Genomic DNA, 13,766 nt, shown 5'->3' with positions numbered 1-13,766 from the left:
CCCAGATGCAACACTAAGATTGAAGTATACAGAAACTTTTCGGGCTGGGGACTATGAAACGCATCGTCTTAATTGCTGGGTTTGAATCATTCAACGCCGACTTGTACCGCCAAGCGGCTGATTGGGCGACAAAGCGCTGTCCAGACTTAGATATTCGCGTATTTAGTGACCAATCCTTGACCACAGAACCGGATATCGTCGCCGCCGCCCTCCAAGATGCTGATGTCTTCTTCGCGAGTCTGCTTTTTGATTATGACCAAGTTATCTGGCTGCGGGAGAGAACTCAACATATCCCCATCCGCCTTGTCTTTGAATCCGCCCTAGAATTAATGAGTTTGACTCAGCTAGGGGCGTTTAAAATTGGTGATAACCCCAAAGGAATGCCCAAGCCGATTAAGTTTATCCTGGATAAATTTAGCAATGGACGAGAAGAAGATAAACTCGCGGGTTATATTAGCTTTTTGAAGACGGGTCCCAAGCTGCTGAAATATATTCCGGCGAAAAAAGTTCAAGATTTACGCAACTGGTTGATTATCTATGGGTATTGGAATGCTGGCGGTTCCGAAAACGTCGCTTCAATGTTTTGGGTACTCGCGGAAAAATACTTAGGATTACAAGTTGGAGACATTCCACCGCCCGTGGAAACCCCCAACATGGGATTATTGCATCCCGACTATGACGGGTACTTGACCTCGCCACGGCAGTATCTGGAGTGGTATCTGCAACATAAAAACTCTTCCTCCTCATCCATGTCTAACACCCCCCTTAATAAGGGGGGCTGGGAGGAAACTCTTCCCGTTGTTGGTATTCTCCTTTATCGCAAGCATGTTGTCTCTAAACAACCGTATATTCCGCAATTAATTCGCCATTTCGAGAACGCTGGATTAATCCCCGTTCCTATCTTTATTAATGGTGTGGAAGGACATGTGGCTGTGCGAGACTGGATGACATCAGTGGATGAAACTGCCCGACGAAAATTGGGTAAAATTGACACACCCTCTTTATCCAAAGAAGCTGTAGAAGTTGACGCCATTGTTTCTACAATTGGCTTTCCATTAGTCGGAGGACCCGCCGGTTCTATGGAAGCGGGGCGTCAAGTTGAGGTAGCAAAACGCATCCTCACGGCGAAAAATGTTCCCTATATTGTCGCCGCACCTTTACTGATTCAGGATATTCACTCTTGGACGCGACAAGGAATTGGCGGCTTGCAATCGGTGGTATTATATGCATTACCCGAATTAGATGGGGCAATTGACACGGTTCCCTTGGGGGGATTGGTGGGAGAGGATATTTATCTGATTCCCGAACGAGTCAAACGCCTGACTGGGCGTCTGAAGCGTTGGATTGAACTGAGAAAGACACCCGCCTCAGAACGGAAAATTACCATCATTCTCTATGGTTTCCCGCCCGGATATGGGGCGACAGGAACAGCAGCTTTACTCAATGTACCGCGATCGCTCCTGAAAGTCCTCCACGCCCTAAAGCAGCAAGGCTATACCGTTGGCGAGTTACCTGACGATGGCGAAGAACTTATCCGTCGGGTTAAAGAAGCCGATGAAGCGATTAGCCATGATGATTTAACGCCAAACTCCGTCAACGTTAAAACCCTAGAAAAATGGCTCGGCTACCTCTTCACCACTCGCATCGAAAAGCAGTGGAAATCCCTCACCGGAACCGGAATTAAAACTTACGGGGATGACTTCCAAGTTGGCGGAATTCAATTAGGAAATATTTGGATAGGCGTACAACCCCCGTTAGGTATTTCAGGTGACCCGATGCGGTTAATGTTTGAACGGGATATGACCCCTCATCCTCAATATGCCGCATTCTATAAATGGCTACAACATGAGTTTAAACCTCATGCTATAGTTCACTTTGGTATGCATGGCACCGTGGAATGGTTACCGGGTTCTCCTTTAGGCAATACAGGTTATTCCTGGTCAGATATTTTGCTGGGAGATATTCCTAATCTCTATATTTATGCTGCCAATAATCCCTCGGAATCCATTTTAGCAAAACGGCGCGGATATGGCGTACTGATATCCCATAATGTACCCCCTTATGGTCGGGCGGGATTGTATAAAGAATTAGTCGCACTGCGAGATTTAATTGCTGAGTATCGGGAAGACCCGGAAAAGAATTATGCCCTGAAACCTGACATTTGTCAGAAAATTGTGGACAGTGGCTTAGACGCCGATTGTCCCTTTGAGGAGGCAAAAAAATTAGGCATTCCTTTCACACCGGATAATGTGCGCTTGTTCAGTGCTGATGCATTTAATCATTATCTGGTTAAGTTGTATGAATACTTACAAGTAGTAGAACAACGCCTATTTTCATCCGGATTACATACCTTGGGAGAACCCCCGAACTCAGAAGCGTTGGCTAGCTACTTAAATGCTTATTTTGGCGATAATGGCGCAGCGGATTTAATTAAGGAGGTAATAGATAAACTCGGAGATGCTCAAACCACTCAATTATCTTCTCTGGTTAAGGATAAAAATGGCAATTCAGAATCCATTGCCACTGAAATAGAAACAATTGCCCAATTATTACAGCAAAACACGGATGAAGTGACCAACCTATTACGGGGATTAAATGGAGAATACATTCCCCCAGCACCGGGCGGTGACTTATTACGAGATGGTGTAGGCGTATTACCCACAGGACGAAATATTCATGCCTTAGACCCCTATCGGATGCCCTCACCAGGGGCATATCAGCGAGGACGAGAAATTGCCCAAAAAATTATCGCCCAACACCTCCAAGAACAGGAAGACTATCCGGAAACGGTGGCGGTTATGTTATGGGGATTAGATGCGATTAAAACCAAAGGTGAATCCTTGGGAATTTTACTGGAATTAGTGGGTGCAGAACCCATCAAAGAAGGAACGGGGCGAATTGTCCGCTATGAGTTAAAGCCTTTAGCAGAAGTCGGACATCCCCGAATTGATGTATTGGCAAATCTATCTGGAATTTTCCGGGATAGTTTTGTGAATATCATTGAATTACTCGATGATTTATTTAAACGGGCGGCGGCGGCTGAGGAACCGGAAGACCAGAATTTTATCCGTAAACATGCTTTAGCCTTACAAGCGCAAGGAATCAAGAATAATTCTGCCCGATTATTTTCTAACCCCGCTGGTGATTTTGGTTCCTTAGTCAATGACCAAGTTACGGATGGAAACTGGGAATCGGGAGAGGAATTAGGCAAAACCTGGGAAAGTCGCAATTCGTTTAGTTATGGGCGTCAAGATAAAGGACAAGCGCGTCCGGAAGTTCTAAATCAGCTATTAAAAACAACGAGCCAGGTGGTTCAGGAAATTGACTCCGTGGAATACGGTTTAACCGATATTCAGGAATATTATGCCAATACTGGGGGATTGAAAAAAGCGGCTGAGAAACAACGGGGGAAAAAAGTGAGTGCCAGTTTTGTGGAAAGCTTTTCTAAAGATACAACCCCGCGCAAATTAGATGACTTACTGCGGTTAGAATATCGCACTAAGTTACTGAATCCCAAATGGGCAGAAGCGATGGCAAGTCAGGGTTCAGGTGGTGCTTATGAAATCTCGCAACGGATGACGGCATTAATTGGTTGGGGTGGAACCGCAGATTTTACAGATGATTGGGTGTATGAGCAAGCGGCGGATACCTATGCCTTAGATACAGAGATGGCAGAGAGGTTAAGACAAGCAAATCCAGAAGCATTTCGGAATATTGTAGCCCGGATGTTGGAGGCAAATGGACGAGGATTCTGGCAACCGAGTGATGAGAAGTTACAGAAGTTGCAGGCGTTGTATGAGTTGACTGATGAGGAATTAGAGGGGGTGACGGTTTAATGGTGTCCACCTACTTTAAAGTACAATATTTACGGACAATTCAACATTTATTGAATGCCAGCAAATTTGCCTCAAGGATTCATAAAACTAACAAATAGTCAATTAAACAAGATGGATTAACATTGTAGGGGAGCACCGACGTGCGCCCTTTATTGGGGCTGGCTGCATCAGTCTAAAAACCTGAGTCGGGGCGGGTTTAGTTCCATCTGGGTGCAACCGAAAAGATAGTGGTGAAACCCGCCCCTACACAATTCACACTCAACTAATTTAGCAACGCCTATTTAATCCTTGCCACAACACGCACAGTGTCAACAGGTAACGATAATGCTTCAGCAATTTGTTCCACACTCAAACCCATTGCTAACAGCTTCGGGATAGCCTCTCGTTGCGCCTGTTCTGCTTGTTCGGCTCGTTGACGCTCTTGTTCGGCTCGTTGACGCTCTTGTTCGGCTCGTTGACGCTCTTGTTCGGCGCGTTGTCGCTCTAATTCTCTATACTCAATACTTTCTAAATAAGTAACAAATCGCTCACCATCGGGTCGGTATAACTGTAATTCTCCTTCGACAACTTCAAATCGAATTCCCAGACGGGGACTTACCCAGCCTAACATCTGGGGAATGGGTTGTAAGAGTTCGACTTCCCTGTCCCGTCGCCACCCTTTGAGGATACCTTTGTCCGGATTGAAGAGATAATATTCCTCTACGCCATAGCGTTCATAAAATCGCCGCTTGGCTCCTTCTAATTCTTGCCGGGTATTGCTTTTAGAGACAATCTCGAAGACAACTTGGGGAGGAATATTTTCTTCTTCCCATTGCTTATAGGAACGCCTATCTCCCTTGGGGCGTCCCATAACCACCATCACATCCGGAGCTTGTCTAATCCAAGGTTCCCCTTCCACCGGATACCAGAACAAATCTCCAGCAACAAAGACGTTAGGATTGTCAATAAACAACGCATCAATGCCACCTTGAATCGTGACAATGAGGCGAAATTGGATAGTATTGTCTGCCAAGGGTTGACCGTCACTTTCGGGATAGATGATGGGAACCGAGGTGGAGAGGGACATAGAAACAGTAGGTACGCGCATCTGTTGTCACTTTAGCATAGCCGGTCATTTCCTCAAATAACTTTTTGCCCTCTCTCTGTCTTAGAGCATTGGAGCCTTCTATTATAGAATCTAAGCGTTCAGCCCTTAGGACAAACAAAATGACAGGCGAAGCGGCGAGACGAATGTCAGATGATTTCCGTCAAGCACATCCGGAAATCCCCTGGAGTGATATTATCGGACAACGGAATGTTATTGCCCATCAGTATGAGGAGATTAGGCAAGAACGAATTTGGTCTGTAGTGACTTCAGATATTCCCACGCTGATTGCTCAATTAGAACCTTTGATACCACCCTTGCCACCGGAAATAGAATAGTCGTTAGAGTTGAATTTTTACGGATTTTCTAGGCGCAAGCATTGCGCCCCTACCTGATGTTACGATTTCCTTAATCAATCGTTTCTCAAGTAAAGAATTGATGTTTATAATACGGATAAGCTGGTGCGAGTTAACGACTTTTAAGATTATTTATCCAAAAGCCCTTGGCTAATACGGCGCTTTTGCGAAATAATGCAGAGGCAAACTCTAATCATCAGTGAGATTGCGATGACTGCATTTTTATTCGTAACCGACTTAGACAACACCCTAATCGGCGATGACGCTGCCCTCAAGGAACTTAATCAGCACTTAGATCAGCATCGCCAGGAACACGGAACTAAAATCGTGTATAGTACGGGGCGATCGCCTGCCCTCTACCGGAAACTGACGAGGGAAAAGTCCCTATTGTCACCGGATGCGCTGATTACCTCAGTTGGCACCGAAATTTGCTTCGATCCTCAGGAACAAATCATTGATCAAGAATGGGCGGATATGCTGTCACAGGGGTGGAATCGGGACGCAGTTGTGGCTATAGCTGCCCACTATTCTGACTTAGTTCCTCAACCTGACACCGAACAGCGCCCGTTTAAAGCCAGTTATGTGCTAAGTGAAGAAATTTCCTCAGAACTTTTGCCCCGTCTTGAATCCTCTCTAAAAGAAAAAGGGTTAGATGTCAAGGTAATCTATAGTGGAGGTCAAGATTTAGACATTCTGCCTAAAAAAGGGGATAAAGGTTTAGCCTTACAATTCCTGCGGCAAAAATGGGACATGGACGCCACAAAAACAGTCGTCTGTGGTGATTCGGGCAATGATATCGCTCTATTTAGTGCTGGGGAAGAACGGGGTATTATTGTGGGAAATGCTAGACCAGAACTGCGTCAATGGTATGAGGAGAACAAAAAAGATTACCATTATTTCGCTCAGGCACATTATGCAGATGGTATATTAGAAGGTCTGCATCATTTGGGATTTCTGGCTTAGGAATTGGGGATAGGAGAAGAGGGAACAGGGAAGATCACCAACAGTGTAGAGACGCGCCATGGTGTAGAGACGCGCCATGGCGCGTCTCTACTGATGTAACGGTCAGTCTAAATTTGGATACTTATAATTAATGATTAGTTATCTCAAAGGAACAGTCGCGACGATTCAGAAAGGGAATGGGAATCGAGTTACTCTGATTTTAGAGGTTAACCAAATTGGGTATGAGGTACAAATTACTCGACAGCTATCCCAAGAGGTTCAGATCGGATCTGAACAAGTGGTACAAGTCTTTACTCACCTGCAAATCCGGGAAGACCAACAAATCCTCTATGGCTTCGCATCCGGCGCAGAACGGGATTTATTTCGCCAGTTGGTGAGTGTGAGTGGGATTGGCGCACAATTAGCGATCGCGCTTATCGATACCCTGGGACTGCAAAATCTGGTTCAAGCCATTGTCACCGGGAATACTCGCGCCTTAGCCAAAACACCGGGAGTGGGTAGCAAAACCGCTGAACGCATCGCCTTGGAACTGAAAACCAAGTTATCCGAATGGCGAAAATTGGCGGGTGTGGAAACGCCGACGAGTGCAACGGGACCCTCCCCCTCAATTTTAGAAGATGTGGAAATGACCCTATTAGCCCTAGGGTATGAAACCGCAGAAATTACGCAGGCGCTGAATGCGATCAGTCAGGATGCGCTGCTGGCGAAAAATCCCAACGCCGAGGAATGGATTCGACGCGCGATCGCATGGTTGAGTCAGTAATCGTGGGAGCGATCGCCAAAAACTGTCACACACCCCAGCCGGAAATCTCAGGTACGTATCTGCCTTGCCTGCCTATAAGGATTATGCCAGAGGGATGCTCAAGCTTGTCACATCATGGGAAAAACTCTTGGCTAAAAATTCCACAAAACATTGAACTTTGGGCAGCAGATAACGTTGAGCAGGAAACACCGCATAAATTCCCACCTAAATCGCGAGGGGCTACGGCTTCAACCTTCACGAAGTGGAGGTAAGCCTTTGGGGGAGAGCGGGAAATGCCAACGTTAAACACCCGAAGTATTTCCAATATTTCCCGCTAGCTAGGTGGTATGATAGTAGTCATGAAACAAGTTCTCACGATAGTTGTAAAACTTCAACCCTCACCTGAACAGGTAGCCAAATTGGAGGCAACCCTTCAGGCGTTTGCGGATGCTTGCAACTACGTGAACGAACATACATATCCAAAGCTGACCAACAAGATAGCCATCCAATCTTTGACCTATCAAACCATTAAAAGCCAATTCAATTTGGTAGCGAATATGGCGGTCAGAGCTTGTGCAAGAGTAGCGGCTAACCGAAAGGTAGCTAAGCAAAAAGGCAAGCCTGTTAAAGGCTTTATACCAAGCAGTATGGATTGTGATAAGGATTTGTTTCGATTTCGTGAACACGACTGGACGGTAAGCCTTGCTACTGTTCAGGGTAGAGAGCGAGTTGAGTTGAAGCCGGGTAACTACCAGAGAGGAAAGCTCAAAGGGAGGAAGCCAACTTCAGCTCAAATATGTAAACACCGCGACGGTCAGTTCTATCTGCATGTTCAGATTAAGGACACTCCTCCAGACCAAAAAAATACTGATAAGGTGATTGGTGTCGATTTGGGGCGTCGCGACATTGCTGTTACATCAGAGGATGAAAGGTGGGACGGCTTGCATATCCAGTCGGTGCGAGATAAGTTTTCCAGGGTTAGAGCATCTCTCCAGAAAAAAGCCTCGAAAGGCACAAGAACAACTCGACGTAGATGTCGAGTTGTTTTGAAACGGCTGTCGGGGAGGGAGAGACGCTATCAGCAGTGGCTCAACCACAACATTTCCAAGTTAGTGGTCAAACGAGCAGTTGAGTTAAGTGCCTCAATTGCTATAGAAGACTTAACAGGCATAAGGGAAAGAACCAACGAGCAACCCAGAAGCAAGACAGAGCGTAGACGCTCAAACTCGTGGGCATTTTATCAGTTACGAATGTTTATTGAGTATAAGGCACCTTCTGTTGGCGTTCAAGTTATCCCAGTCCCCCCTGCCTATACTTCTCAAATATGCAACAAATGTCTGCACATTCACCCAGTAAAGGGAAAGTCTTACCGTAGTGGCAAGACTTTTAAGTGTGGGCATTGTGGTTGGCATGGGGATGCTGACTTTAATGGAGCCAATAATATTGCACTTGTGGGGCTGTCTATAAACCAGCCTAGAGGCACGGGGTTATCGTGCAAGTTAAGCCGAACTGTTGAGTATGTCCAGCTTAGCTTGTTTGATGACTTCAGGGCTACTGAAAACCCAGACCTCAGCTCTTAGCAGGTCTGGGTAGTTTATATCATTATCCTCCTCATACTCCTTGAGCAGATGCACTAGCTGACCCGATGTCAGTTCCCGTTGAGATAAATATTGTATGACCCGACCGATACCTCCTCCTGCTAAAATCGCCTCGTAAAGGGCTTGACCACTATTAACTTCAAAGTTTCCCCGCACTCGAATTTCTCGTTGTCCAGAGGCGTCGCGAAATCGCCACTGGTTCAGGGTCGTTTTTTGGGCATTTAAACTGAGGCAATTGTGATCGGTTAGCTCGTCAGGTGTTTTGGGTATACCATAACGATCAAGATACTTGGGCGCAGCGCAAATAATGCGACGAGAGCTGATTAATTTTTGGGTAATCAGTGACGCATCAGCAAGTTCGCCAATACGAATGGCAACATCAACTCCATCTGTCACCAAATCGACAACATCATCGGTCAGGATTAATTTGAGAGAAATCTGGGGATATTGTTCGAGAAACGGCGGAATTTTTGTGAGTAAAAAGCGATAGGCAAAATAGGTAGAACAACTCACATACAGACTACCTTGCGGTTGCTGACTGTATTGTCGTGCTTCTCGTTCGGCTTCCTCAATGTCTGCCAAAATGCTAAGGCAACGGTTGAAATAGCGCTCTCCTACTTCAGTTAAGCTTAAGCGGCGAGTCGTGCGATTCAACAATTGCACCCCCAGTCGTTTTTCCAGATGGCTGATGCGGCGGCTCACAGCCGATGGATTCAGTTCCAGTTCATCAGCAGCTTTGGCAAAACTGCCGCTTTTGACGACTTGCACAAACACGTCTAAATCTTGTTGGCGGCTCATGGATTATTGCTTTTTTGGCACGAGAGTCGTGATTAAACACGCTATTGTTATTATTTTAATCATGAATATAGAATGAGGTCATTACTTAATCAATTAAATCTGCGGTTTAGGAGATGCAAATGAAACTCCAGAGAGTTTTGGCGATTTTGATCAGCACAGCTTTAATCACCAGCATCTGGATTGGTGGCGGCTTCAAATCCAGTCTGAGTGTCTTTCCTGAAAGCGCACTGACTCAGGAAGACGCGATCGCAACCCCAAACCGATTTCAAACAGGCTTATCACTGATCGAGCAAGTCAATCAAGCCGGATATGAACGCTCTCGCGACAGTCTCAGAGACATTTCACCCGACTTGATGCGATTTGCCATCGAATTTGGTTATGGGGATGTTTTATCACGCCCAGGACTCGATATAAAATTGAGACAAATTGCAACTGTTGCCGCTCTCACTGTACTAGGTGATGCCCAACCCCAGCTAAAATTTCACATTCAAGGTGCATTAAATGTTGGCTGTACTCGTCAGGAAATCATCGAACTGATTACCCAAATGTCAGTTTATGCGGGATTTCCCAAGGCGATCAATGCCATGGTTGTTGCTAGGGAAGTCTTTCAAGACTTAGATGCACAAAGTAACTAATGTCAGTCGATCACAAAGTTGGGGAATATACATTTAACTCCAAAAATATATGCAATAATACAGAAAAAGAATTTTGCCATTATTGACATTACGGATTAAATGCCGAATAGCTTATTTGACATCCTCACCACGCCCTAGGGGTTTGGTAACCAAACCCCTACTCAATGATTCCAATTGCTGTTCAAGTTCGGTGATGCGATCGCGTAAAACCTGAAGCGCGGCGGCTTGTGTATCCGGTAGTTGCCCATGTTCTAACGGATCAATGCGTTTGCCAGACTGACGCACAATTCGCCCTGGTACTCCCACCACCGTGCAATCGGTGGGGACATCTCGCAACACAACTGAACCCGCCCCAATGCGAACATTATCGCCAATTTGGATATTCCCCAATACCTTTGCACCTGCACTCACCACCACATTCTTCCCTAATGTGGGATGGCGTTTGCCAGTTTCTTTGCCTGTTCCCCCCAGGGTTGCGCCTTGGTAAATCAAACAGTAATCACCAACAATCGCGGTTTCACCAATTACCACGCCCATGCCATGATCAATAAACACCCCTTTACCCATCATCGCCCCTGGATGAATTTCGATTCCGGTGAAGAATCGCGCCAGTTGAGACATGAAGCGGGGAAGGAATGGTACTCGCTGACGATGCAGCCAATGGGCAAGGCGATGGCTGATCAGCGCCTGTAAGCCGGGATAGCAAACCAATACCTCTAACCGATTACGGGCAGCCGGATCTCGTTCAAAGATAATCTGAAAGTCGGTTAAGAGGGTTCGCCAGCCTTGCTTGATCACCTGAAACGGTGTTCTGACTCTAGAGAGTGGGTGGGATACGGGAGATGATGACGTCGATTTAACCGGGGTGGCAAGCTGCGATCGCGTCATTGGGCAATTTGTGGTGGACTGTAGCATTGCGTTCCCCCCTCGAAAGGAGTTTATCTATTCTTTTTTTGCTTATACCAGATGCATGATGGCTAACTTTAAAATCAGCCACGGGTTAGATTTATCCTCTAATTAATCATGTACTCAAGGCTCTAGGTTCTGATTTTATCGGCGTTTCAAAGTCCTGTAGGGATAAGGGTACTCGTATTTTTTGTCCAGGATACGAATATTTTTGGGTCGAGGTTCTAGTATTTATGGACTCAGAATATTACCATTAGTGATGATAGGTGATGAAAAAACCGGGAAATTCTAAAAAAAATCCATAGAAATGCAGACTTATCCAAAAAATGCTAATTTAGATACAGAAGTTCGATTTAAGGTCAAACTGGAGATTAATCCGATAAGGGTTTTGAGTACAGCTTTGTACTCAAAGGAATAACCGAATAAAATTGGCTCAATCCCGCACTGCAATTGGCTTTGAGCTTGAGTACAAAAATCCTCGCGCCCCACCCTTTAAATACTTGCACCCCATCCCCAAAAAACTAGAACCCCTACCCCCAAAGAAATTTGAAATGCCCCTATCTTAAGACTTTAGGGTAATGAGTTCATACTTAATTAATCTAATAACTCTTAATCCGAATCGAACAAAGCATCATTTTTAGACAGAACTGCTATAAAAACCAATGTCGCCGGAATTAAGGAAAGTATGAAGGATGACCGCTAAACTCCTTTATACTTAACTGTTTAAGTATTGGCGTTGGGTTTAAAGGGTGCATTTATTTGCTAATTCCTTAGACAACCACCTGAAGAAAGGCGATTGGCGGACACCGGAGGAGGAAGGAATTCATGAAAATCAACAATCTGAAGATGAAATCAGAATACGACCTTAAACGACATCAGGAACTACAAACTGGCAAGGAGCAGTTTAAAGAATTCCTGCAAGCCACTCGAACGAGCCATACCTCCTCTATCGCCAATCGGACTAAAATCCGCGTCGCTGTTGCCAGTAAAGGGGGTGGCTTGGTTAATCAACACTTCGGTCATGCCAAAGAATTCGAGATTTACGAAGTCGATTGCGAACAAGCGCGTTGTATTGATCGTCGTCCGGTGACTCCCTATTGCCAAGGCGGTTATGGCGAAGCCGAGGTACTCGACAACATCATTCAAACGCTTTGTGATTGCCAAGCTGTCCTGGTTTCCAAGATTGGTACTTGTCCCAAAGAACAATTGCAGGCAAAGGGAATTGAATGTGTTGAGGCGTATGACGTGATTGAAAACGTGGTGTTGGACTTCTATGAGCAATATCAAATGGTGTAGGGGTGGGTTTTATCGATAATGTTTGACAAAAACTTTGTCGGGGCGGGTTTACTCATATCTGGGTGCAACCCTGAATGATAGTAGTCAAACCCGCCCCTACATTAAATCCGCCATTATCAATCAAGCGAGACTGATGTTCTATAGGTAGACCTATGAGTGTAATTTATTTAGATAACAATGCCACTACTCGTGTAGACGAAGCTGTGCTGGAGGAGATGCTGCCTTATCTGAGTGAATATTATGGAAATCCCTCCAGCATGCACACGTTTGGTGGACAATTATCCCGCAGCTTAGAGCAAGCAAGAGAAAAAGTTGCGGCATTATTGGGCGCTCAACCGACAGAAATTATCTTTACCAGTTGCGGTACTGAAGGGGACAATGCTGCGATTCGCGCTGCTTTGATCACCCAACCGGAAAAGAAGCACATTGTTACCACGGCGGTGGAACATCCAGCCGTTTTCAGTCTTTGCAAACGACTGGAAAAAGAAGGCTATCGGGTGACTTACCTACCCGTTAATGGCAAAGGGTTGATTGACCTCAAGGAACTTAAAGCCTCTCTCACCGACGACACGGCGCTGGTTTCGGTGATGTGCGCCAATAATGAAACGGGGACGATTTTCCCGATTGAACGGATTGGGCAAATTGTTAAAGAACGGGGCATTTTGTTCCACGTTGATGCGGTGCAGGCGGTGGGGAAAGTTCCCTTGAATATGAGCGAGAGTACTGTTGATTTTTTGGTTCTCTCGGGTCATAAACTTCATGCGCCTAAAGGCATTGGCGTACTTTATGTTCGCAAAGGTGTGCGCTTCCGTCCTCTGTTAATTGGCGGTCATCAAGAACGGGGACGCCGAGGGGGTACGCCCAATGTTCCAGGAATTATTGGGCTGGGGAAAGCGGCGGAATTGGCAATCCAGCACGTCAGCGAAGAAGTTACCCAGGTGAAGGAATTACGCGATCGCTTGGAACAAGGATTACTGAGTCGGATTTCCGATTGTCAGCTTAATGGTCATCCGTCGATGCGGCTACCGAATACGACGAATATTGGTTTTAAGTACATTGAAGGGGAAGCGATTTTACTTTCCCTCGATCGCTTCGGTATCTGCGCCTCATCGGGTTCTGCTTGCACATCTGGATCATTAGAACCGTCTCATGTACTGCGGGCGATGGGACTACCTTATACCCTTCTCCATGGTTCGATTCGCTTTAGTTTGTCCCGATATACCACCTCGGCGGAAATTGATCGGGTGTTGGAAGTAATGCCACCAATTGTAGAACGTTTGCGAAGTATTTCCCCCTTCAAGAATGAAGCGGACGAAGAACAAGGTTGGCTGCAAACAGCCAGGGAGCAAAAGGGTAGAGGGGTGATGACGGTGCTGTAGAGACGTAGCATGCTACGTCTCTACATCAGGGGAATTGTAGGGGCGGGTTTCACTACTATCTTTTCGGTTACACCTAGATGTAATTAAACCCGCCCCGACTTGACGTAATGACGAATGACGAATGACATAAGACGAATGACATAAGACGAATGACAAATAACGGGAGAATAAGC

11 protein-coding genes are annotated in these 13,766 nt (G+C 45.8%); 8 read left to right on the top strand and 3 right to left on the bottom strand.

Annotated features, from left to right (window positions below; all coding sequences use genetic code 11):
* Nucleotides 1-53 precede the first annotated feature (53 nt).
* Nucleotides 54-3,836, top strand: a complete 3,783-nt coding sequence (gene bchH, locus ACLGGO_RS05880) for a magnesium chelatase subunit H (protein WP_446418600.1) — start codon at nt 54-56, stop codon at nt 3,834-3,836.
* Between the two features lie 277 nt (nt 3,837-4,113).
* Here the strand turns inward: bchH and ACLGGO_RS05875 are convergent, their stop codons facing one another.
* Nucleotides 4,114-4,902, bottom strand: coding sequence for a Uma2 family endonuclease (locus tag ACLGGO_RS05875; RefSeq protein WP_446418599.1), 789 nt, complete (start codon nt 4,900-4,902; stop codon nt 4,114-4,116).
* Nucleotides 4,903-4,967: 65 nt separating this feature from the next.
* On the opposite strand from ACLGGO_RS05875, the gene ACLGGO_RS05870 reads away from it, so the two are divergent.
* The 4 genes from ACLGGO_RS05870 (at nt 4,968) to ACLGGO_RS05855 (ending at nt 8,561) form a co-directional block, all read left to right on the top strand.
* Nucleotides 4,968-5,258, top strand: a complete 291-nt coding sequence (locus ACLGGO_RS05870; RefSeq protein WP_446418598.1) for a HepT-like ribonuclease domain-containing protein — start codon at nt 4,968-4,970, stop codon at nt 5,256-5,258.
* 228 nt (nt 5,259-5,486) lie between these two features.
* Nucleotides 5,487-6,239, top strand: coding sequence for a sucrose-phosphate phosphatase (locus tag ACLGGO_RS05865; protein ID WP_446418597.1), 753 nt, complete (start codon nt 5,487-5,489; stop codon nt 6,237-6,239).
* A gap of 130 nt (nt 6,240-6,369) precedes the next feature.
* Nucleotides 6,370-7,002 carry a Holliday junction branch migration protein RuvA gene (gene ruvA, locus ACLGGO_RS05860; RefSeq protein WP_446418596.1) on the top strand — a complete coding sequence of 211 codons (633 nt, stop codon included), beginning with the start codon at nt 6,370-6,372 and terminating at the stop codon, nt 7,000-7,002.
* 338 nt (nt 7,003-7,340) lie between these two features.
* Nucleotides 7,341-8,561: an RNA-guided endonuclease InsQ/TnpB family protein gene (locus ACLGGO_RS05855; protein WP_446418595.1), complete on the top strand. Its 1,221-nt coding sequence runs from the start codon at nt 7,341-7,343 to the stop codon at nt 8,559-8,561.
* On the opposite strand, the gene ACLGGO_RS05850 is transcribed toward ACLGGO_RS05855, so the two are convergent.
* Nucleotides 8,481-9,377 carry a LysR family transcriptional regulator gene (locus tag ACLGGO_RS05850; RefSeq protein ID WP_446418594.1) on the bottom strand — a complete coding sequence of 299 codons (897 nt, stop codon included), beginning with the start codon at nt 9,375-9,377 and terminating at the stop codon, nt 8,481-8,483. The two genes, ACLGGO_RS05855 and ACLGGO_RS05850, sit on opposite strands and share 81 nt — an antisense overlap.
* 245 nt (nt 9,378-9,622) lie before the next feature.
* Between ACLGGO_RS05850 and ACLGGO_RS05845 the strand changes: the two genes are divergently transcribed.
* On the top strand, nt 9,623-10,012 hold the full coding sequence (locus tag ACLGGO_RS05845; protein ID WP_446418649.1) for a carboxymuconolactone decarboxylase family protein: 390 nt from the start codon (nt 9,623-9,625) through the stop codon (nt 10,010-10,012).
* A 111-nt stretch (nt 10,013-10,123) separates the two neighbouring features.
* Here the strand turns inward: ACLGGO_RS05845 and cysE are convergent, their stop codons facing one another.
* Nucleotides 10,124-10,927, bottom strand: coding sequence for a serine O-acetyltransferase (gene cysE / locus ACLGGO_RS05840; protein ID WP_446418593.1), 804 nt, complete (start codon nt 10,925-10,927; stop codon nt 10,124-10,126).
* 816 nt (nt 10,928-11,743) lie between these two features.
* Between cysE and ACLGGO_RS05835 the strand changes: the two genes are divergently transcribed.
* Both ACLGGO_RS05835 and nifS read left to right on the top strand, forming a co-directional pair.
* Nucleotides 11,744-12,214 carry a NifB/NifX family molybdenum-iron cluster-binding protein gene (locus ACLGGO_RS05835; protein WP_446418592.1) on the top strand — a complete coding sequence of 157 codons (471 nt, stop codon included), beginning with the start codon at nt 11,744-11,746 and terminating at the stop codon, nt 12,212-12,214.
* 152 nt (nt 12,215-12,366) lie between these two features.
* A complete protein-coding gene (gene nifS, locus ACLGGO_RS05830; RefSeq protein ID WP_446418591.1) occupies nt 12,367-13,593 on the top strand; it encodes a cysteine desulfurase NifS in 1,227 nt (408 codons plus the stop codon).
* The last annotated feature ends 173 nt before the right edge of the window (nt 13,594-13,766 follow it).

Source organism: Coleofasciculus sp., from assembly GCF_046565525.1.
Taxonomy (GTDB): Bacteria; Cyanobacteriota; Cyanobacteriia; order Cyanobacteriales; family Coleofasciculaceae; genus Coleofasciculus.
Note: the sequence above shows the minus strand (reverse complement) of the source record. Positions and strands in the feature narration are given on the sequence as shown.